This window comes from Vibrio superstes (assembly GCF_003569005.1).
GTDB classification, from domain to species: domain Bacteria; phylum Pseudomonadota; class Gammaproteobacteria; order Enterobacterales; family Vibrionaceae; genus Vibrio; species Vibrio superstes.
The window spans coordinates 1,327,345-1,350,363 of the sequence record NZ_BCUR01000001.1; the positions used below are offsets into that span (position 1 = coordinate 1,327,345).

Below are 23,019 nucleotides of genomic sequence, written 5' to 3' on the forward strand. Positions count from 1 at the left end.
TTTCAAGTTTGAAATTTTGTATGTTAGCTAGAGCTCTCACTCTAAAAACTGGAGTATTTTCAGAGTGAGATCTCTAGCTAATCAATGTCTTACAAGAAGGTAGTTTGATTGTGACCCAGCTTTTCTAATGCCTCCCTGGCTGCAAGCTCCCTCATTGCCACCATATTAACCAGGGGTTTCTCGCCTGGACGGTCCTTGGTTTTAATGATGATTTGCCCACGACGTGCATAATCTTTGACTGTGTTGAGGGGGATACCTGTATCTCGGCTGTATACCTCAAAGGTTACGAATGGGGCTGATGTAGTGACTAAATGGCATAGCATAGAAGGCTCCATTTTGTTTTGTTGAATCGTCATTTGTGTAGAGTACCTCGGATCAATTTTCGGGAAAGTCACAAAGCTGATTTGAAAGAAGCTTCTAGTGACGCCATAAAGAATTACTATATATAGTCGCCATGGTTCATAATGATCCTATATATAGTGTTTCAGTTGAGATTCGTTGCACTTCGTCTGTGCAGGAAGGATTAAATCACGGTCGCAAAAACGATTGGTGTTTGTTGTTAGATCTTACGAGTCGACTCGCAAATAAATAGTTTTTGAACCCAGTTATGGACGATTTTTAGGCAAAAATCTCCGACGGGTAGACTTCTCATACCAAGCTATCAGTAGGTAGGGTAATGTATATTTACCCTCTGAAACAATGACTTACACTCCGGGGTGGGTAAAGCAGGTTCACTTTTATCATCAATCTGGCTTGAATTATCTATCTAGGATCTTGGTATTGACGACGTTACCGAGCAGCAAACCTAACGAAGCATTGGATAGTTGTGAATTTTGAACAGAAAACGTACTACTTGAATGAAAGTATTGAACTTGAACTTGAACTTGGGAAAGGGAAAGGCCAGGTGCTGGGAACGCTAAAATTGCTTTTATCTAACGCTAAGAACATATTAGTTAGCGCTGAAAGAAGCTACTTGCGGGGGTCATACAAAGTCCTTTTCTATTGATTTGGCCTCTACTACGAATAGGGTTAGTTTGAATGGCCCTCGTTACTTCGCTAGTTATTACTATCATTAGCCAGAAATAAAACACGACACCGTTTTCTTTACCCACCCAGATACCTACTGAGCGGTAGGTGCAAGCTGAGCTAATTGGCTTGAGTAAGGTGAGAATAATGCTTTTCGCCACTCTACACTCTGTTTGGAATCAAGATGCTTTGGATAGAGAAATGTGCACTACCGCCGAATCAAGGTAACCCCAATGGTGGAAGTAAAGGTCAGTAGCTAAATGACGTAATACGTTGCCTCACTATATCTGCTAGGTGAGGATTAGCAGCCAATGATAATAACTACTGATTGTGTGACTGGGATAGGGGCGAAAGCTTTACACACAGCGCAGGGCAGACCGAAATGCTAGTAGGAAAAAAGCAACGGATTGTGACCAAATTCGTGCCTAAATCGCAAGGAAAACACTTGTGATTGGGTAGGGGAAGGCGCAGCCGAAATGCAGTAAATTCCTCCAAGTTAGGTAAGTGACCTAGAGGCAAATGGAGCAGTGAAATTGAGGTGCGACTTATTGGTTTTTTAGCTTCGATGGTAGATCGTCGATGGTTTTGCTTTCAAGACTAACTCAGACATACGCCCAAAGGGCCTGAAAGGGATAATATTGACTGTTACCCTGTAGCCACGATTTTTCTGAGGCATTGCCACAGGTCAAGATCTGAGTTGATCTTTAGCTGCGTTCCAGTATGAGTCTCAGGCAGGAGAAAGACTTCCGAAAATGGCCACCTTTTGTCTTTAAAATACTAATGAGAGACCGTTTATGCATGATGTGAGTCGCCTTGGGACAACAGCGCCTTAGAGGTAAAGTAACCGAGGCAGACCCCAAAGTATCTCATTGCATTTATTTTCCACAATAATGGTATCTTCAAAATCTTTCTTTTTTGAAAGGAACATCCCTTTGTCAGGGATAGTCGATATGGGTGGCAATTGTTGATACAAAACGTTCATCACTGCTGATTCAACGCGTTCATGAATTCTTTTTTCATCACCTAAATCGACAACGAATAATCTGAAGTTAGCTAGCTGATCATTAATCAGTGGGCTTAGGTCCGAACGACGCCTCTCATATTCGTCTCTATGATTACGTGCATAATCCCAACCATGCCAATGTTCATTTCGGATTCCATTTTTGATTGAGAGCATATCAAGCACATTGTACTCGCCGTTCAAGTAAGAACGGGAGTGTTCTTTGAATCGTGCTTTGAATAAACGCCGTGTTATTCCTGCTGCATAAATAAGGTAGCCGCCAGAGAACTCAAAGGTTTGAAGGTAGACCCCTTTTTGTTCTGGAAGAGGGGCCAATTTATTCGTTTCTTCAAAACCGGGCCAACTATAGGGCCCAGTCCAATTCAAAGGCTTAATCATACAGTGCTTTACTTCGCCGAAAATAACTACAGTTTATGTTAGAAGTTATCTATTTAGAAATCATCCCTCATGTATGCCGCAAGTAAGCATCGAGCTATATGTATTGGGTTACTACGGGACAACAGCGCCTTAATGCTGCTGCTCTAAAACCCTTATTCCCTTTTCTGAGCTAACGCACTTATCTGTGTGAACACCAAGCACTTAGTAAGGCCAACCTGCGCTCTAAGATAACCTCAGTTGAAGCAAGTCCTTTGGTGAATCGCAGCACCAACTCCATAAATGTGCGGCTCATAGAAATCTTACCAACGCGAGCACCATTCTGAAATATCTTTATCTATAAGATCCATGTTCGGTTCAAAACCGTATTTCATACAGTGTTCTTTATATTGCAATCTAAGATGATTGGATGTCTCTAGTTTAAATACCTCTTCCAACTCAGCGACTCTTTCATTTCTTGGATTTGGCTTAACAAACAATGAGGCCAAGGACTTTAAGAATAAGTTGGATTTGAGTTGACGAACTTCATTTATGAGATCTTTCCCACTTATTCCTACCACTGATTCAGCATGACGCATAGCCACTTCAACATGAGTTGGCTCACGCTCAATCCATATCTGCCTAGCAACAACAGCTCTTTTTCGCATAGCCTCGGCCTGCCGTTTGTCACTTGGACGATAGTCTAACGCATGATCCGAGCTCACCTTTGATGGTACGTCCATATTCTCCGAACTAAAATAAGTGGAAGCCACTTCCATCACAGCTCTATTAACCGCATCGTCAAAAACAGTTCTTAAAAGTTCATATAGAACCTTGTGTTCGTTTTCCTTACCATAGGCCAAGTTAGATAAGCTGACTGAAAACGGTGTATTATCCCACAGTCCTCGCTCATACTTGATCCGCTTTTCACCATAAGCGTATTTCGCTGACACCTCTTTCTTGACATCATTCAATAGCTGAGCGTAGCCATCGTACCAAGCAGCGATAATGACTCTCTTACGTTGATTTTCTCGCTCTCGTGCCTGCATTTTCTCAGCTAACGCCTGATCTTTTCGCTTCTTTTCAAGGAACCACTCTAGCTTTTCTCCCTCAAGACCTTGGCCATTTTCTGTCTTATTAAAGCCACTTTCACAAGAATCAAACTTACCGATGTATTTCTCTTCCAAGGCATCTAACTCATGCGGTTGGCACAACTCCAGAACCTCAAATTGGAAGAGCTTCGGCTTGTGAATTCGCCAAGCACGCTGTAGCTTGTCATTGTGATGTTTTTGGTGAGATAGATCGTAAAAGTGCTTACGCCAACGTCGGCCAATATTTTTCGCCTGACCTATGTAGGACTCACCCGATTTGATCTGATAGATTCGATAAATGCCGCAAAACCCCTGAGTAGAGTCGATAGCTCTTTCTTTGTCTTTGCGAGGTTTAAGCGGAGTCGGCATACGTTTTTTCTTCAAACGAAGCCATGCAGCTTCATTAACGTCCTCTACCTCGACGAGCTCAGGCTCTACCGCTTCAGGCTCGATAGAAACCAATGCAGTTCTTTCAAGTGCTACACCCGAAATTACTTCTACATCTTCAGCATCATAATCGTCAGCTGTCAGCGAGGCATGTGTTGGCTCATACTGAATTTCTGAGCACAAATATTCATTGCTTTTTGAACTCACGCACAACTCCATTTGGCGAGGTTAACCACATGTAAAATAGAACCTTTTTCTTCTATTATTTAACTTTTAGCAAAGCTTGGACGCTAATGTTTTCCTTAGATTAGTCTGCACCTGAAAGAACATCAACATTTTTCGATTCTACGATTTTTGAGATCAATTCATCACTGAATCCATCATCAAATTTACTTACCAAAGCTCGATTTGAAAAGGGACAAAAGCGATTTATGAATATCTCATTAAAATGTACCCAAGCTGGATCGGCATGAATAGGGTTGATAAAGTAAAGGATACTATCCGGAAGTGATTTAGCGGTTGAGACGATGCGATTTTTTACCAAAAATAGAAGTTCAAAGAAAAGAATTATAGAAGAGTGGGTATATGAACGCGTTGCTGATGAGCTTGAAATGGGTGAAATCAGAAAAGGGCTATGGACGAAAGCGAGAGGAATGTCTGATGGTGATGCGAACAAGTGTGAGAGTATTTATATTCAATTAAGGGCAGAGTCAATAGTTGACGAAGCAAAGATCATTCATGAAGCCGATGAAACCCAAATTAAAGAGCTCAAAATAAAACTAAAGGAGATGGAAAAGAAAGCAACAGCCCAACTAAGCAATAGTGAACCTAATTCATTGAGAAATAAGAATCCGGAAACACATGATAATTTAGAGCTACCCGATGATATGCCGAGTTATCTTAAGCCTCGAAATGCTACTAGCAAGGGTATACCTAAAAACGAAAATAAATATGAACAGTTGCAGGCGATGAATCTTCATGATGAGCAAAAAGAGGGCGACCTAGCAGAGAAGCAAAGTAAATCTCGATTTCTCGGGCGTATTCTCCCTCCACGCTAAGTAGCCTTGATTTATTCATTGCGGGTGAAGACTCGCTCAATTCAAAAGAGGCCCAGCGTATCTCTTATACAGGTATACACTCAGAAGTAGACTTTAAAGGCACAGTGCATCGGGACAAAAGCGAGTTGAATAACGCTATGTTTTTATCAATATAGATATTTAGGTTCTTGCATGGAAAGAAAGTTTGAAAGTGTTAGGTTGCCACCGGGAGTACGCAAAGGGATACCCAAGGTATATTTATTTCAGGGAAAATCTGGTAAATGGGTACTCCGAACACGCAGTCATATCATTCATAAATTTTTCAGTCAGGAAGATGCAGAGAGTTGGTGGAACCGCTTGTGTGACCATCGTGGAAGCCCACTGAAGAAAATTAACTACTTTGCACCCACCGCAAAAGCTAGAAGCGTAGACATAGGGCCGGCAGTAGGAGTTAGTAAAGAGAAAGTAGAAAAGCTGGCTAGAGATGCTGTAACCAGTGGTTATGAACCTAAATAGCTAATGAATCCATATCATTCCTCCCTTGGGACAAAAGCGCCTTAGATACCGGCCTAAATCGCAAGTTTATCTTATTTACATGAGATTAAGGGTTTGAATTGCCTCTACTGTCATTTTCGAACGGTCCCCTTTTTGGGGAGGAAAACCTGCTCCTCGAAAGTAGGTTTTTATTAATTGATTCCATTCCGAGTCGTGATAATCATCACTTGGCTTAAAAAGGTCAGAGTTGTACCAACATTCTTGAGCAATCATTGTGAGAATAACTTGGTGGTGTTCGGCATCAAGAGCTCCTTCGTACATATGGACTATTTGGTGCTCCCCAAGATATTCTGCAATTTGTTTAGCATCAGCTCTAGATTGCGTTAATGAACTAGCTATCTGTTTATTAAAGCAAAAAAGGACAACACCAAATAGTCTGAGTAACCTACAACCAAAAACAATATTGGTGCCCAATGCTTTTTCACCTGACAATTGCTGATAAATTTCAATGTAGCGAACTAAGGTCTCGACTTCTCGTAAAGATAAATGCTGAACTTTTATTATGTGGCTGATAAAAGAAAACTCGGCGTTTTCAGTTAAGTTTAGTGTTCCCAAAATCGGACTTTGCCTCACGAGGTTTCGGTAGTGGTGAACAGAAACTAGAGAATTGGTATAGCTAGTTGATTCAGAGAAGGAGTTCGGTAGGATAAAGGTAAATTTAAGAAATTTGTCTAAATATTGCTGAGCATTAACACTGTCTCCATATCTATGATTAATTGATGCTTTTAGTTGATTGGTATTGGTAGCTAGTACAAATTGAACCCCTTTGACTGAGAACGTGTGTTTAATCACCTCAAGTAAACTGACAGCAAAATCTGGTCGACATCGGTCGAGTTCATCGATGAAAATTATAATTGGCTTCTCTTTTGTCAGGTCAGCCATCGTTTTTTGTAAAGTTTCTAAGCTTTCATTGGCCTTAATATGGTCTTTTAAAAGCGACTCGACTGATGAATCTATAGTTTTGTCTGCTATTTGCTGAATTTCTTTATCAAATCCCTCAAAAACTGTATCAGTATCTTGTTTTAGAACGTGGGCAACGCCCGCTTTCGCCAAAGTTTTTAGACTATACCTAACAGTAGGTAAAATTTTCTGAACAAAGATTTCTCGCTGCTCACCATCGGGGAGAATTTTCAAAATTTCAGCCAATATTGTTAGCAAAGGCTCATCTGCATGGTCAGCTTGAAATGCATCGACATAAATCAAATGATGCGTGTCTTTTTCCATTATTAGGTTGACCAGTTTGAGGCAAAATTCGGTTTTCCCCGTTCCCCATCCACCATCTATTACCATAGGAGAAACATCTATTGGGGATTCAAGTAACAAAGATACTTTTTCTGCTACAGATTTTCGTTTGAAGTCGTCGCGTTCGGCAAAAGTTATATTTTTCATTTACTCAAGATCTCATAACAAAGTGGTTTTCATGTTTAGGGCATTGCATGATGGTTCCTTAAGTCTCACAACTCTCTGAAATCCTTAGCGCATCTTCTATTTCGACACCAAGGTATTCAATCGTCCTTTCTAACTTAGCATGACCAAGAAGCAGCTGGATAGCGCGTAAGTTCTTGGTTTTGGCATAGATCAAAGAAGCCTTAGTTCGACGTAAAGAATGAGTACCGTATTGCGTTTTATCTAGTCCAATTTCAGTCACCCAGCGATTAACCAAGGTGGTGTAGTAATGGTATGAGATGGGTTGCCCTTCACGTCGTGGGCTTGGGAATAGATAGTCAGTCGGCGAGAGTGAATTCTGGATGATCCACTGTGACAAGGTTTGTTGAGTCTTGGGTGTGATCTCAAAGTGTACTTCCTGCTGAGTTTTCTGCTGTTTAACGATGGTTCTCGACATTACACAGCCACTGCGACTGACATCTTGGACTTTCAGATTCCGCAAATCACACGACCTTAACTTACAGTCGATGGCTAAATTGAACAGCGCCAACTCAAAGAGGCGTTCTTCAAGCTCAAGCCGAATACGGATACGCCAGATATCTTCCAGTTTGAAAGCCTTTTTCTGTCCAACTCGTTTACCTTTATTCCATGCCACCATAATGAACTCCGCAACAAATAGATTGTGAATTAACCTCCAAAGTTTGGTGCATATATGGGGTTAAAGGGCTTATCAGTTTATGCCATTCATCAAAAAACTCGCATTCATAGTGAACTAACACCCCGTTTTATGTCTCTTAGGGTGTTATTATGTAACAAGTTTTTTGACCCATAGAGTTTCTCAACATGAATCAAACAGAACAGCAGTATTTGAAAGAGCTTGAAAGTAAGCTTTGGAACGCAGCGGACAAACTCCGTTCTACGTTAGACGCAGCACAGTACAAACATGCTGTGTTAGGTCTCATTTTTGTTAAGTACGTTTCTGACGCATTCAAACTACGTCAAGATGAGATCAAAGCAGACATTGCTAATCCTGATCACGAATACTACTTAGATTCTGCTGACTTTTCGGAAGAAGAACTAGCAGAAGAGATTGCTATTGAACTGGAACAGCGTGATTTCTACACAGAGAAAAACGTGTTCTGGCTACCTACTGAATCTCGTTGGCAGTTCCTGCAAGATAACGGCCCACTGGTTATTGGTGGTGCTGAGCTAGATATCAATGGCAAAACTAAGAAAATTACTTCTGTTGGGCACCTTATTGACAATGCTCTAGAGGGTATCGAGCGCGATAACCCGAAACTGAAAGGTGTACTTAACAAGTCATACTCTTCATTGAAGATTGACCAAGCTAAGCTTAATGAGCTTATCAACCTGATTGCGACTATTCCGTTTGTTCATGCCGACCTAAACAGTAAAGACATTCTAGGCCACGTATACGAATACATGCTTGGTCAGTTTGCACTTGCTGAAGGTAAGAAAGGTGGTCAGTTCTACACGCCAGCTTCAATCGTTACGTTAATCGTGGAGATGATTGAACCGTTTGAAGGTCGAGTGTACGACCCTGCAATGGGTTCTGGTGGTTTCTTCGTTCAATCAGAGAAGTTCATCGAGCGTCATGCAAACGAGAAGAAGGTTGATGCCCTTACTCAGAAGCAGAAGATCTCTATCTACGGTCAGGAATACAACCATACAACGTGGCAGCTAGCAGCGATGAACATGGCAATCCGTGGTCTGGATTACGACTTCGGTAAAGAGCCTGCTAGTACCTACACTAACGTACAACATCCTGATCTTCGTGCTGACTTCATCATGGCTAACCCTCCATTCAACATGAAAGAGTGGAACACAGGTGTTGATGATAACGATCCTCGCTTCAAATACGGTCAACCACCATCGGGTAACGCTAACTTCGCGTGGATGCAGCACATGCTTCATCACCTTGCTCCCGAAGGCTCTCAGGCGCTTCTGTTGGCAAATGGCTCGATGAGTTCAACGACCAACAACGAGGGTACTATTCGTCAGGCGTTAATCGAGAACGACTTGATTGAATGTATGGTAGCGCTTCCCGGTCAACTGTTTACCAACACACAAATCCCTGCCTGTATTTGGTTCTTAACCAAGAACAAGAACCCTCGTGTTGATAAGGCTGGTCGTAAGCTGCGAGGTCGTAAAGGTGAAGTTCTGTTTATCGATGCCCGTAACCTTGGTTTCATGAAAGACCGTGTATTACGTGACTTCAGCTTTGATGACATTAAGAAAGTAGCTGACCTATTTCATGCATGGAAAACAGGTGAAGAAGTTCATGGCGTAGCTTATGAAGACCAAGTAGGCTTCTGTAAATCAGCAACACTTGAAGAAATCACGAAACATGACTTCGTACTGACTCCGGGTCGTTACGTTGGTGCTGCGGAAGAAGAGGATGATGGCGTTCCTTTTTCTGAGAAGATGGCAACTCTGACTTCCAAATTAAGTGAGCAGTTTGCCGAATCGGCAACGCTAGAAGCTGAGATCAAGAAGAACCTAGCGGGGTTGGGTTATGAGCTTTGATTTGCCTTTTGAACTGCCAGTAGGTTGGGAAGCATTTACAGTTGATGAGTTAGTAAAGAATAAAGTTATTGCTAAGCCATTGGATGGAAATCACGGAGGAACTCACCCGAAAGCCTCAGATTATGTTGAGTCGGGCATTCCATTTGTCATGGCATCTGACCTATCTGGTGGTCGCGTTGACTTGACTGCGTGTAAGTTTATTACTCACGAACAAGCTTCAGGTTTGAGAAAAGGCTTTTCCAAAGTCGGTGACGTTTTGTTATCTCATAAAGCTACTATTGGTCGAACGGCAATAGTTCAAGACAATGATCACGACTATATTATGCTCACCCCTCAAGTTACCTATTATCGAGTGTTGGATGAAAGCAAGCTAAGTAATATTTATCTAAAATCATATTTTGATTCACGTTTCTTCCAGAATGTTTTGGGGTTATGGGCAGGTTCTGGTTCAACTAGGGCTTACCTTGGAATAACGGGTCAACTAAAATTACCTGTTATCGTTCCACCAATCGAAATTCAAAAAGTGATTTCTCGACAAGTAAACGCGCTGACTAAGAAAGTTACTGTTAACAATCAAATCAACCAAACTCTAGAAGAAATGGCGCAAGCTATCTTCAAATCGTGGTTTGTTGATTTCGATCCAGTAAAAGCCAAAATGAACGGCGAGCAACCAGAAGGAATGGATGCGGTTACTGCCTCGCTATTCCCAGAAAAGCTCGTTGAGTCTGAGTTGGGTTTGATTCCTGAAAGCTGGGAAGTTCGCTTGTTGAACCAGACATCTGAAATCAAATATGGAAAAAACCTACCGAAGACAAAGCTGTTGGACGAAGGCTATCCCGTATTTGGTGGAAATGGCGTAATAGGATATTACAGCTCCTACTTATATGAGGATGAGCAAGTATTAGTCTCCTGCCGTGGGGCAGCTTCAGGTAAGGTATTAAGATCACTACCTAAAAGCTTCATAACTAACAATTCATTAGTCATTGATCTATCTAACAGTATCTTGAACATCAACTATGTAGAACCTTATTTAAAAGGTTGTAATTTAGAAGAATACACATCTGGTTCAGCACAACCTCAAATGACAGTTGCCAATATGGCTCCGGTTCAAATACTCGTACCAAATGAAGATATTCTGAAGTTGTTTGATGAAATGGTTAAACCTCTGAAATCGAAAATTAGAGCAAACGAAAGACAAAACATTTCATTAGCAGCCCTACGTGACACACTACTTCCTAAATTGCTTTCCGGCGAAATCGAACTTACCAGTAGAAGCGAGGATCTATAGATGCCTACGGTTGGTTGGATTCAGGAAACAGCGATTGACCATTTTTATGAAAGGGGAACAGTTTCAGGAACAATTAGTGTAAAGCCTGTAACCTACAGCTGCAGGCATTGTGGAAAAGAGTTCCCGACTAAAGATGAAAGGGATTGGCATGAAGTTGAACATCCAATAGCTAATCCTATTCTCATCATTGACGGTCGAGAGGTGCAAAGCACTACGTTCAAGGTTACTAATGAAACTCAACCTAAAAAAATTGAGGCTGCTTTCGTTAAAAGATTTGTAGTCAACAATACTGAAGTCACTGGCATAAATGAATTACGCGAGTTAATTGCCAATGCTAAACAGCAGTTCTTTGACATTCAGCTATATGGTAACGAGACAAAAAAAGTAGTTTCGATTGATGTTCAGATCGCGGAATCTAGCAATTTAGCTAAGGTAGATGAAGAGTTTGCGCGGTGCTTTTGTGATACGGACTTTGGCGGTGATGCAGTAACGAGGTTTGTGAAGCAGACAGAAGGCTTACATGGTTGTGACTGGTACAGAGATGGTCTAGTTAGATATATTCAAGGTATTTTAGCCAAAGATCATAGGACAGATCTTCTTCAGTTTGGAGACTTCTCGTCTCGTCTAAATCAGTCATATTCTCTGTTGGCCGCTTACGACACTCCTTTGGCTCTATCTTTGTGCCAAATGATAAGGTTCGTAATGAATGATTTTCGGATTGTAAACCGAAAGAGCTTCATACCTGCATTAGATATCGCATTGAAATTCTTTAATAGAATGGAAGTTAGTAGTGCAACCATTGAGTTACATAAGCAATACAAGTTGCCCATAGACTATGCTTCTGAACTTATTCTTAATCGTTTCGTTAGTTACTACAGCGATTTTGGATTTGATACTTTGGTTAAAGAAATTAAGTCGACGAACCGTTCTGTTTTGTCGCTTCAAGATAAGCAGAAACTTGATTACCTTTGCTTTCGTAAAGCAGAAGATGAAGCAAATACAGAGATGATTAAACACTATGCTCGACGTGTTAAGAATCTTACAGAATTTTCCGAGCAATTTAGAAATTAAATAGGGTCATGAAAATGAACACTAAAAGAGAAACTCTCAGCCTTTCGGGCAAAAAAAAAGAAACGAGTAAACAAAGTGAGAGTGCGGCAGCGACTAAAAAGGTAGAGAAAAAGGACGTTACAACTTCTAAAAAACAGTTAAAAACACTTGCCGATATCATACATGATGTTTATCGCTTTGAACTGAAGAAAGATGGGACCCCTAAATCTATAAAAGTTAGCCGAGATCATTTAAATGCCCTAAAGCGTCTTAAGACTGTGGAAGATGAGCAATTTCAGTTAAACGAGAGCTTAATTAAGAATATTGCTGAACTTGATCCAACGTATAAGCATCTACTTGAACTGATAGTCTTTGCGGCGACTACACCTGTGAAAGTGAGGCATGCATTGATAAATTTTGCTGTACGCACAATTAGTCACAATTGGTCGGGAAGACTCGCAGGAAGTGAAAATGTTTTCGTTGAGTTTGCAGACAAAGTAGACATTACAAATAGGGATGTAATATCAGTCATTTGCAATAGACTGAAGAGCTACTTTGAACAACAGATACAGAACCGCAAGAAATCTGACTCTGATTCAAACGTTCAAGTTGATAAGCCAGAGGGCGAGTTCAAAATTAGCGCACAAGCGTTGAAGGAAAAATCTTCAAACTTAATAGCAATTGCATGCTTATGGGGCCTAGAAACAGGTAAGTGCTCTGCTGAAAAAGCGATAACACAGATGCAGGCTGTGTTATTAGGAGATGAAGAAGCTATTAATTTGGAGAGTAATGCTTGTTATGCGTATGCTGACTCGATAAGAACTCCAAATGAAGGTTTTAATGCTGTTATTCGCTACTTTGAATGGAAACGTGAATTAAGTGAAGAAAGACGTAAGCACGCCGAAAGCCAGTTGCAAGCTAAAACTGCTGATATAGCAAACCATATAAATCATATTTCGGCTCTAGAGCAAGAATTGAAAACTAAAAACGATGAAGTTCAAGCTCTAAGAGGTCAGATTGAGGAAATGCAAAAAGATTCACATGAAAGGCAGTTATCAGAGCAGGCTTCGCGAGTACATTTAAGAGATGACGCAGGTAAGGCTAAATCGAAGGCATATAACCTACTGACTGAAGATGTTGACCCAGCGATACAACTAACTTTGAAGGCATTAATGAGAGAAAAACCAAAAGTTGACGTTGCAATTCACAAACTTGAAGGGGCGCTAGAGAGAATTGAGGAGAACTTACGATGGTTCAAGTAGTTGGTATTGATTTTGGAACTACTAATAGCCTTATTTCAGTAGTGACCTACGATGGACGTGTTTATTCATTCGATGATGTCGGAAAGCCCCACCCATCAGTGGTGCGATACGAGACAGATCAAGTTATCTGTGGCAGGAAAGCAAAAGAAAAATTAGAGAAAGCTGGTGTTGGTGTGTTAGGCAACACAGTCCGTGGCCCTAAAAAGTTGCTAAAACAAACTGCTATTAATGTTGATGGACGTATTGTTAATCCTGTTGATGTAGTTACTGATTTAGTTCGCTATTTAAAAGACGAAGCTCTTAATGATGAAAATGCCGAAGCGGCTGACTTGACACGAGCTGTAGTGACAATTCCTGTTGATATGGATGGTCAAGGTAGAGTTGCTTTGAGAGAAGCTCTTCTGAACGCAGGTATTTATGTCGAAACTTTCGTTCATGAACCTTTAGCTGCACTTTATGCCTATTTCAAAGATTTGGATGATACAGAAGATGCTTTTCGACGCTTTGAAGGTCGTATGGTTCTGGTTTTTGATTGGGGAGGAGGAACACTAGATCTAACTCTATGTAAAGTAGTAAATGGGGCTCTTGTTCAAGTTCAAAATAAAGGTAATAACACTGTAGGCGGCGATTATTTGGATGAAGCCATAGTGTCGTATGTAGAAAAACAACATGCTAAGCAACATGGTTGGGACGAGGACAATTATCTTGAACGAAATCCTGATATGAAAGCAAAGCTTCTAGTTGCATGTGAAAAAGCAAAGATAGACCTTTCTTCAAAAGAAAAAACCAATGTGTTTTTACCTGAATATTATCAGGGAGATGATGAAGAGTCTGAGATCGATGTTTGGTTGACTAGAACTGAAATTGAGCAAGTCTGTTTTCGATTGATTCAAAAAGGAATACGAGAAATTGAAATGCTCTTATCACCTGAGCAAGCGGATATAGACCCTCAAACAATAGCACTATGTTTGGCAACCGGTGGCATGGTTAGCATGCCAACGATTAAACGACAATTGAGTGAAATCTTCGGTGTAGCCGCGCTCCACATTTCCAAAAAAGGCGACCGTATTATTTCAGAGGGAGCTGCTAGAATTGCTGCTGACAAATTGGATGTTACTCTGGCAAAACCATTTGAGTTACTGGAAGCTCGAAATTCAGTAGTAACAATGCTTAGACAAGGTACGGCTCTACCCAAACGAGGTTTTTCAATTCAACAAGAACAGTCTATGTATTGCACGGATCCACGTGATGGAACGGCATTAATGACGTTCAAAAGACCGACTATGATTGATAAAAGCGGAGCTTCTGACGCTAGAACCAATTATGGCAATGTTTCCGTGCCAATTAATCCTCATTTCCCTCCTTTGAGTGAACGTATAGTCGTTAATGTTCGAATTGATGACAATTTGATCGCACATGTTTCAGCTATTGGTAGTGATGAAGGGGAAGAGGTCAAAGCTCAGTTCTATGAGCTAGAGTTCGCTCTCAAGGCTACAAAAGGGCCAACTCATAGCAAAAAAAAAACTGAACAGTTAGATGCAAGTACAACTACTGGTGCAGGCACTGTAGCTTTAGCAAACGTATCTCGCTCCGAGCATAGGTGGGAGTTGGTACCCGGTGAGTTAATTAAAGAGCACAACGATAAAAATCCTTACCTAAAGAAAAATTATACTGAGCAGCAACGCATTGAATTGCTCAGGTATCAACCATGTTCTAGGTGTGGTGCAAAATGGAAGAAAAATTGTTGTACTTAGACTGTCCTATGTTGAAATCGCTTTCCGGCGAAATCGAGTTAGGAAGAGCAGGAGAATGTATTAATGACTGAGCAGCTTCAAACAGCAATTGCCTCTGGTGATATAGAAACCTTTAACTCGATTCTTAGTGAACAACCTGAACTGGTTAATCACGTATTTGAAAAAGAAAATCTCACCCCGTTTGAGCTAGCATTGAACTTTGGGTTCTCTAAGCTAGCTACAGCGGTCTCCGAGGCCGAAGGCTTTGATATCAACCATAATGGGCATAACCCATTGAGACTTGCTATTGATTTGGGCTATTTAGAGCTTGCTAAGCAATTGTTGGAGCAAGGTGCTAACCCAAACTATCGACCAACCATGATGAGTAGTGCTTTATTACTCTGCTTAGACAACGAGTATTTTGATTTAGCTACAGTGATGGTTGAGAAAGGAGCTGAGGTTAACATCCGGAATGACAAAGGTTGGACACCTCTCATATGGGCTTCAATGAAAGGTCGAGTGAAAGCTGTAGATTTTTTGCTAAAGCATGGTGCTTTAGTCGACATTTGTAACAACGATGGTTGGAATGCTGTTACAGGCGCCTACTTTAAACAACGTTTAGAGATAGTAGGAAAGCTACGTTCCGAAGGCGCAGTATTTAGCGCTAAGTTCTCTGAAGCAGCCATGTTATCTGCATTTAAAAATGGCCACATCAAACTCGCTCAAGAGCTTTTGGAAACAGGTTTAAATCCTGATGTTGAAGATGAAGAAGGGCAGTCTCTATTGATCCTAGCAATAGAGAAAGGTAATCGAGATTTTATCAAGGCGGTAATTTCAGCTGGAGCTAATGTAAATGTTGCAAATAGTTCCTCGATAACGGCACTTAGTTTGCTAGTAGCGAACGACGATTACGAAATGGTGAAACTTATGATTGAGAATGGTGTCGATGTAAACTTGGTTAGTAATTCGTCAAGAAGTATCCATGTGGCATCAAAGTTAGATCATCTAACGACAGCAGAGTTATTGATCGAGAGTGGAGCCGACATTAACAAACTGGATGCAAATGATTACTCACCACTAATGGTTTGTGCAGCATCCAATAGCGTTAAAGTTGCCTCTTTATTACTAAAAAATAAAGCGAATACAAAACTAAAAGCAGCCTATCGTGGCGATGCAAGGGAAATTGCAGACAAGAACAAGAACTACTTTGTTCGAAAAGCTATTGATGAAGCACTGGAGAATGTCGAGTGATTGAGCAAAGCTCGGTCTTTGATGCTGTTCGTCGGGGTTATAACGACCTAGAACTCTCGAGTGGCGGTGAGATTCTTGATTACTTTGCTGGCATTAGTCCTGACGTTATGTCGGGACATATCAGCAACATCAAAGGTATTGTCTTTGAGCAAGAGGTAACCAATGCCTTAAATGAACAAGGGTTTGAGGCAATTATGTTTGAGGCAACGAACCATCCAGTTTCAGATATTGCTTTGATGAGTGATAGTGACATTGCCGCAGAAGTCCAACTTAAAGCGACAGATAGCATTTCATATATCAATGAAACTTTGGCAGAAAACACCGACATTCCAATCATTGTAACAAGTGAAGTTGCTGAAGGTATTGATAGTGCGCTTGTTATTGACTCGGGCTTAGACAACGTGGCTTTAGAAGATGTAGTTGTAGAAACTCTGTCAGGGGCTGCAATAAGCTCAGTTGGTGATAGTGTGGCTAGTGACGCAGTGAGTGAAGGACTAGGTGAACTAGTTGCTGATGTGGCTTTACCTATCAGCCCTATTGGTGTTATTGGGGCTTTGTTTGGTTTACCATTCTTATAAGAGGAAACATGGCTAAGTTTTATCCAAACCTTGAAAATATTTCTCGACTAAAGGTAAAGCCAACAGAAGGAGAGTTGGCGTTGCTAGGTGTTTTTGAGCAGTCACTGGATGATAGCTTTGAAGTTTTTTTCAACCCTTTTTTAGATGGTGATAGACCTGATTTTATAATAGTAAAGGAAGGGGTCGCCATATTTGTTGTAGAAGTAAAAGATTACACTCTGTCAAACTACAAAGTTGACAGCTATAACAAATGGTCAGTTAAATCTGAGAGAGGGGAGTCGAGAATATCTTCACCTCAGTCTCAAGCTTTCACTTACAAGAAAAACTTGTATCAGCTGCATCTGCCTGTTTTGGGGTTAGAACAGTTAGGTAATAGAAATTTTTTTAATCTCGTTCATCCATTTGTATACCTTCATAAAGCGAGTAGAGAGCAAGTTAATAAGCTGTATCAGCCGGCTGAAGAAGAATTAAGGCAAAAGACAAATGAACTGTTTATTGCCCGCCGAAATCAGAAAATCAAAATCGATGTCTTCAATCGACAAACTGAAGGGTTATCGCGAACAAAGAAACGCATTGCTCGCGATAAGTCTATCGCTTACGCAGGGGATCAGACTACAAACTTAGTCAACAAGATCAAGAGTATTTCATCTCATGTGCTATTTGATAAACGTGTATATGATGACCTAAGACGTCGCTTAATGCCAAGTGAACACACGAAAAAGCAAGGCAAGTCGATTCCTTTAGACGACAAACAAATTAAATTAGCACTAAGTAATCAAGGTAAGGAAAAGATCAAAGGTGTAGCTGGTTGTGGAAAAACAGCAATTATCGCACAACGAGCCGTTAATGCTTATAAACGACATGGTGGGAAAGTGTTGATTGTTACCTTCAACATCACACTAAAAAACCTTATAAAAGACAGAATTAGTGACATTTTGGGCTTCAGAGATGAGCAAAACTTTGCCGTTAGCAATTACCACCAGTTTTTTAATTCTCAAGTCAACGAATCAGGTCAAGATATCAGCGATCTGATTGATAAATATGGCCTAGATAAGCTCTACAAAACAGATGTATTCAAGGACTACGACCTGAGCCGTTTTGATACTATTCTAGTCGATGAAGTACAGGACTTTGAGAGTGAATGGGTGAAAATTCTGAGGGATAACTTTCTTTATTCTGAAGCAGAAATGGTGTTATTTGGTGATGAATCTCAAAATATCTACGAGCGAGAAACGAAACGAGCAGCAGTTATTGCGCAAGGTTTTGGAAACTGGAAAAAGTTAAAGCGTTCGTATCGCACCAATCTAGACTCACCATTAAATCAAGTGTTTAAAGATTACCAATCCAAGTATCTCATTGAAAAATATACAGACACTGAAGTTCTAGAAACAGTACCGGTACAACAAGGGTTTACTTTTGAAACGTTGGAATACCATTCATGCCAAGATAATTGGGTAAGCCAGTCGTTTGAGTTGATACAAAAGGTCATTAAAACTAATAAGCTTGTCCCAAATGATGTAGTTGTACTGTCATCCAGCATATATCTTGTGCGAAGACTCGCGGAGCAATTTGCAAACCTTGAAAAAACGCATTGTATGTTTGAAAACTACAAAGAGTTAAGTCAGATAATACAACCATATAATTCTGATTTAACCCAAGAACGATTGATGATGATGTCTGAAGAGGAATTGCGATTAGCTATAAACCAGCATAAAGAGTTAAAGACAGACATTGAACGTGCAAGACGAACTAAGAAGAACCATTTTTATGCTAACAGTGGCCTGATAAAGTTATCAACGGTTCACAGTTTTAAAGGGTTAGAGTCAAAGACAGTTTTTTATCTTTTGGATGATAGAGATACACCTGAGATAGTTTACACATCAATTACTCGTTCTGTAGAAAATCTTATTGTTCTAGATGTCAGTGAAGAAAGTCAGTTTTCTGAGTTTTTTAATTCAAATATGAATAATCAAAACAATGGTGGAGGTCTGTTTTAATGATCACAGAAGACCAACTAGAACAACAGTGCCTTGATTGGTTTATCGATCAAGGTTATCTCTACAAAAACGGCTACGACATCGCACCTGACGGAGACTCACCCGAACGTGATGATTATCATCAGGTGGTGCTGAAGCAACGTTTATTTAATCAGTTGGTGATTTTAAACCCTGAATTACCAGTAGAGAGCCTTAATCAGGTAGTGAACACAGTAAGCACACCTGAAACACCTGTGCTTATAAAAAATAATCGAGCCTTTCATAAGCTTCTGATAGAGGGTGTACCTGTTGAGTACACCGTCATTGAAGACGGTCAGCCGACTCCAAAACACACCCATGCTCGCTTGATGGATTTTGCTAACCCTGATAACAATGAATTTTTAGTCGTAAATCAATTCACTATCACTGGTACTAAGGGTAATCGTCGTCCAGACGTTGTAGTGTTTATCAATGGCTTGCCAATATCCGTTGTTGAGCTGAAGAACCCAGCCGACGATCATGCGGATATATGGAATGCCTATAATCAGCTACAAACATACAAAGATGAAATTGCTGAGCTATTCGTGTTCAATGAAGCTCTGATTATTAGTGATGGATGGACGGCACGTGTTGGCTCGCTCACAGCGAACAAGGAACGTTTCTTACCTTGGAAAACGGTCTCTGGCGAGGATGATAAGCCGCTGCTTGAGTTCCAACTTGAAACGATGGTTCGTGGCTTCTTCAAACCAGAACTTTTATTGGATTACATTCGCTACTTTGTTCTGTTTGAAACCGACAGCGATAAGATCATTAAGAAGATTGCGGGATATCATCAGTTTCATGCCGTCCGAGCTGCGGTAGAAGCGACCGTAAAAGCAAAACAGGCCGAAACAGACTTTTCTTTGGTTGCAGATAATGTCGCCAAGTATCAAGTTCAAGCAACTAAGGGATTAGACAAGATAAAACCCGGAAGTGGTAAAGCGGGTGTTGTCTGGCATACCCAAGGTAGCGGTAAAAGTATCTCCATGGTTTGCTACGCCAGTAAACTGCTTCAGCAACCAACAATGAATAATCCTACGATTGTCGTCGTGACCGATCGTAACGACCTAGATGGCCAGCTTTACAACACATTTGGTATGGCTCAAGAGACACTAAAGCAGATCCCTCAGCAAGCTGATGATCGGGATACGCTGCGAGAGTTGCTACTGAACCGTCAATCTGGCGGCATTATCTTCACAACTATTCAGAAGTTTGCACTTTTGGCTGATGAGACGGAACACCCGGTTTTATCAGGTCGAGCCAATATTGTGGTGGTCTCTGATGAGGCTCACCGAAGCCAGTATGGTAACAAGTCTAAGCTGGTTGAAGTCAAAGATGAGAATGGGACTGTCAAAGCACACAAGTATGTTTATGGCTATTCCAAGTATATGCGTGATGCTTTACCTAATGCCTCGTTCATTGGTTTTACAGGCACACCAATCGCTATGGATGACAAAGACACACGTGGTGTATTTGGTGAGTACGTTTCTATCTATGACATTCAAGATGCGGTCGATGATGGTGCGACGGTTCCCATTTACTATGAATCTCGATTAGCCAAGCTAGATATCAATCAGGACAAGATTGAAGTTCTCAACGATGAAGTTGAGGATGAGATTGGAGAAGATGAAGAAACCGCTGACCGCGAAAAGATCAAATCGCAGTGGGCTGCTTTAGAAAAGTTGGTGGGAGCCGAGCCTCGCATTCAGCAAGTTGCCAAAGACCTTGTTAATCACTTTACTACGCGTACTGCTACTTTCCCCGGTAAGGCAATGATAGTTGCGATGAGTCGAGAGATCTGTGTCGATCTCTACAATGCTATTGTCGCGATTAAGCCTGAATGGCATAGCCTCGATCCGGAGAAAGGGGCGATTAAGATTGTTATGACGGGCAGTGCTTCTGATAAAGAGAAGATGCAGCCTCATATTCACGACAAGAAGACTAAGAAGCTTTTCGAGAAGCGCTATAAAGACACCGAGGACGAACTGCAATTGGTGATTGTTCGTGACATGTGGTTAACCGGTTTTGATGCGCCATGCTGTCACACCATGTATGTCGACAAGCCAATGAAGGGTCACAACCTTATGCAGGCTATCGCTCGTGTAAACCGTGTGTTTAAAGATAAACCAGGTGGTTTGGTGGTTGACTATATTGGCATTGCCAATGAGCTGAAAAATGCACTCAAAACCTACACCAATAGCCAAGGTAAAGGTCAGCCCACTGTAGATACGGCTGAAGCTTTCGCGGTGTTGATGGAAAAGGTTGATGTCATTCGTGGAATGTTTGCAACCCCAGTGGATGGTAGCGTTTTTACCTATCGACCTGACTTCGAAACAGATGCGCTCAAACTGTTACCGGGTGCGGTAAACCACCTTTCTGGTTTATCTCACAGCGATAGCAATGGTAAAGAAGTACGGGATGGTAAGCGTCGCTTCCTAGATGTAATGGCAGCACTCACAAAAGCGTACTCGCTCTGCAACACCATGGATGAAACGCGTGGCTATAAGAACGAGATAGCGTTCTATTCCGCGATTAAGACAGCTTTCATCAAGCACTCCACAGTCGATAAGAAACGTACAGACGAGGAGAGGAATACTGCTCTCAAGCAGATCCTTGATAACGCTGTTGTGGCTGATGGTGTGGATGATATCTTCACGATGGTTGGCCTTGATAAACCGAATATCGGACTTCTCTCTGAAGAGTTCTTGGAAGATGTAAAGAACATGAAAGAGAAGAACCTCGCGGTAGAACTGCTCGAAAAGCTACTACGTGACGAAGTGAAAGCTCGCATGAAGAATGACGTGGTACAGGAGAAGAAATACTCCGATCGCATAATGTCGACGCTTCAAAAGTATCATAACCGCAACATTGAAACGGCTCAGGTGATTGAAGAGCTGATTCAGTGGGCAAAAGAGATGCAAGAGGATGCAGAGCTGCTCGACAAACTGAACCTTTCTGTTGATGAGATCGCTTTCTATCGCGCACTTGTCGAAAACGAAGCTTCGGTTCGAGAGTTAGGTGATGACAACCTGCGCAAACTCGCAATTGAGCTGACTAATCAACTACGTAAATCAGCAACCGTGGATTGGCAAAAGCGTGAGAGTGTTCGTGCACGTATGCGCAATTTAGTTCGTCGTTTGCTACGCCGCTGGAAGTATCCGCCTGATGCGGCTGAAGAGGCGATTAAGCTTGTATTGGAGCAGGCTGAAGTGCTGGCTGATGGGTGGTATGCATCTTAAGTAGAATAAAGGTAAGGTTCTAGAGCCTTGCCTTTTGTGTATTTATTCATAGCTGGCTTCTACATGAAGTACGCTATTTGTAAGGTAACAATACAATAAGGTAATGAACTGGGTGTTGTTTAGACTATTGACCCTGAAAGATTTCTGTAAATTAACGATGTAGGTACTTCCGATCGACTGTTGTAGCCGTCTTTTTTATGGTTTTTGCTTTGCAATCAGCACTGAGGTGCGAGTCGTAGGTCTAGCATACTAGCAATCCCATTCGTGTGAGTTGGTGTTCAAGGCAGTACGCTTATCTGTAATACGGCCCGAATTATCTCCATCGATAAACTAATTTTCTGCATTTAGGCGTATGAAACCACTGTACCGTATTTCTGTGCTGTAACACCAAAGTGGAACATGGAATAAGCAATATAGAATGCTTCCCGTTACTAAGGGGCCCTTTGTTCTTTGAGTATTTTATTTTCAGCATCACTAAGTACGTCGCCCCGATAACCCATTTTTTACGAAAATAAACTTTGAACGCTGAAACCAAGTGGCTAGGGCTTTAACTTTCAATCTGCACAGTTGGCTCAAAAGTAAAACTGAACACGAAATCTAAGAGCACTTGTTTGTAATACCTAAAATACAAGGCAGAGGGGACTTCCCGAAAGGCCATTGAAAATGGGTAGGACCGACCCTTTTGGAAAGGGAACCTAAACGACTCCGCTCTCTGCCTTGTTTTCTCAGTGTGGCGATGTTGTCTCAGTCACCTGCGGCCAACTGAAGGGTTGTCCATCATAGACCAGTCAGCATAACTGCTAATCAAGGAAGTCTTCGAAAGAAAAATAGCGAGAAACCATGGAGATAAAGTCGTTGACTAGTCGCGTAGTTGGCGACTTTATTTCACTGCTGTGTGCGAAACACACAGCATTATCTTGTATCTCAGCTGTTGAACTCCTTGTTGGTTATTTCCAGATGGAACTCAGCGCAACTATCAGAAATCCCCTTAACCAACGAAATAGACTTGTCTGTTTGCTCTGTGTGGCTGACTATTCATGCCTTGTCTTTGTCTTTCTCCTTTGGCAGCGACGTTGTGCTGCTGCTTCGAAGCACGGTAAGTCAATGCTCGGGAGAAAGTTTTAATGTTGCTCCAGTCGAAAAACACAACATCCGTATTCATGGTGTTGCTAGATTTAGCGCGCTGCTCGCGCATTTCC

General features: G+C 41.4%; 17 protein-coding genes. 11 read left to right on the top strand and 6 right to left on the bottom strand.

What is annotated here, in order from left to right; genetic code table 11:
* Positions 1–89: 89 nt before the first annotated feature.
* The 3 genes from D5I41_RS05775 to D5I41_RS05790 form a co-directional block, all read right to left on the bottom strand.
* The gene (locus D5I41_RS05775; protein ID WP_307723756.1) at positions 90–356 is read right to left on the bottom strand and encodes a restriction endonuclease subunit S domain-containing protein; all 267 of its coding nucleotides are present in this window, start codon (positions 354–356) and stop codon (positions 90–92) included.
* Between the two features lie 1,499 nt (positions 357–1,855).
* A complete protein-coding gene (locus D5I41_RS05785; RefSeq protein ID WP_119008942.1) occupies positions 1,856–2,425 on the bottom strand; it encodes a hypothetical protein in 570 nt (189 codons plus the stop codon).
* A gap of 299 nt (positions 2,426–2,724) precedes the next feature.
* The gene (locus D5I41_RS05790) at positions 2,725–4,086 is read right to left on the bottom strand and encodes a GIY-YIG nuclease family protein (protein ID WP_162892799.1); all 1,362 of its coding nucleotides are present in this window, start codon (positions 4,084–4,086) and stop codon (positions 2,725–2,727) included.
* A gap of 320 nt (positions 4,087–4,406) precedes the next feature.
* Between D5I41_RS05790 and D5I41_RS05800 the strand changes: the two genes are divergently transcribed.
* Complete coding sequence (locus D5I41_RS05800; RefSeq protein WP_119008945.1) at positions 4,407–4,937, top strand: hypothetical protein; 531 nt, start codon at positions 4,407–4,409, stop codon at positions 4,935–4,937.
* 171 nt (positions 4,938–5,108) lie between these two features.
* The gene (locus tag D5I41_RS05805; RefSeq protein ID WP_119008946.1) at positions 5,109–5,432 is read left to right on the top strand and encodes a hypothetical protein; all 324 of its coding nucleotides are present in this window, start codon (positions 5,109–5,111) and stop codon (positions 5,430–5,432) included.
* Positions 5,433–5,507: 75 nt separating this feature from the next.
* On the opposite strand, the gene D5I41_RS05810 is transcribed toward D5I41_RS05805, so the two are convergent.
* A complete protein-coding gene (locus D5I41_RS05810) occupies positions 5,508–6,860 on the bottom strand; it encodes a KAP family P-loop NTPase fold protein (protein WP_119008947.1) in 1,353 nt (450 codons plus the stop codon).
* A 58-nt stretch (positions 6,861–6,918) separates the two neighbouring features.
* Positions 6,919–7,515 carry a tyrosine-type recombinase/integrase gene (locus D5I41_RS05815; protein ID WP_119008948.1) on the bottom strand — a complete coding sequence of 199 codons (597 nt, stop codon included), beginning with the start codon at positions 7,513–7,515 and terminating at the stop codon, positions 6,919–6,921.
* A 185-nt stretch (positions 7,516–7,700) separates the two neighbouring features.
* Here D5I41_RS05815 and D5I41_RS05820 point away from each other — a divergent pair, with 185 nt between their 5' ends.
* The 9 genes from D5I41_RS05820 (at position 7,701) to D5I41_RS05860 (ending at position 21,820) form a co-directional block, all read left to right on the top strand.
* A complete protein-coding gene (locus D5I41_RS05820; protein WP_119008949.1) occupies positions 7,701–9,404 on the top strand; it encodes a type I restriction-modification system subunit M in 1,704 nt (567 codons plus the stop codon).
* Positions 9,394–10,692 carry a restriction endonuclease subunit S gene (locus tag D5I41_RS05825; protein WP_119008950.1) on the top strand — a complete coding sequence of 433 codons (1,299 nt, stop codon included), beginning with the start codon at positions 9,394–9,396 and terminating at the stop codon, positions 10,690–10,692. Before D5I41_RS05820 ends, D5I41_RS05825 begins: the two co-directional genes overlap by 11 nt.
* A complete protein-coding gene (locus D5I41_RS05830; protein WP_119008951.1) occupies positions 10,693–11,763 on the top strand; it encodes a hypothetical protein in 1,071 nt (356 codons plus the stop codon).
* A 14-nt stretch (positions 11,764–11,777) separates the two neighbouring features.
* Positions 11,778–13,004 (top strand): hypothetical protein, encoded by a 1,227-nt coding sequence (locus tag D5I41_RS05835; RefSeq protein WP_119008952.1) that lies wholly within the window; start codon positions 11,778–11,780, stop codon positions 13,002–13,004.
* Entirely contained in the window at positions 12,992–14,758 is a 1,767-nt protein-coding gene (locus D5I41_RS05840; protein WP_119008953.1) for an Hsp70 family protein, read from the top strand. Before D5I41_RS05835 ends, D5I41_RS05840 begins: the two co-directional genes overlap by 13 nt.
* Before the next feature lie 63 nt (positions 14,759–14,821).
* Positions 14,822–15,988, top strand: a complete 1,167-nt coding sequence (locus D5I41_RS05845; RefSeq protein WP_119008954.1) for an ankyrin repeat domain-containing protein — start codon at positions 14,822–14,824, stop codon at positions 15,986–15,988.
* Positions 15,985–16,566, top strand: coding sequence for a hypothetical protein (locus D5I41_RS05850; protein ID WP_119008955.1), 582 nt, complete (start codon positions 15,985–15,987; stop codon positions 16,564–16,566). The genes D5I41_RS05845 and D5I41_RS05850 overlap by 4 nt, the downstream gene beginning before the upstream one ends.
* An 8-nt stretch (positions 16,567–16,574) precedes the next feature.
* Positions 16,575–18,563: a nuclease-related domain-containing DEAD/DEAH box helicase gene (locus D5I41_RS05855; protein ID WP_119008956.1), complete on the top strand. Its 1,989-nt coding sequence runs from the start codon at positions 16,575–16,577 to the stop codon at positions 18,561–18,563.
* Positions 18,563–21,820: a type I restriction endonuclease subunit R gene (locus tag D5I41_RS05860; RefSeq protein ID WP_119008957.1), complete on the top strand. Its 3,258-nt coding sequence runs from the start codon at positions 18,563–18,565 to the stop codon at positions 21,818–21,820. The genes D5I41_RS05855 and D5I41_RS05860 overlap by 1 nt, the downstream gene beginning before the upstream one ends.
* Positions 21,821–22,808: 988 nt before the next feature.
* On the opposite strand, the gene D5I41_RS05865 is transcribed toward D5I41_RS05860, so the two are convergent.
* On the bottom strand, positions 22,809–23,015 hold the full coding sequence (locus D5I41_RS05865; protein WP_119008958.1) for a hypothetical protein: 207 nt from the start codon (positions 23,013–23,015) through the stop codon (positions 22,809–22,811).
* Positions 23,016–23,019: the final 4 nt, after the last annotated feature.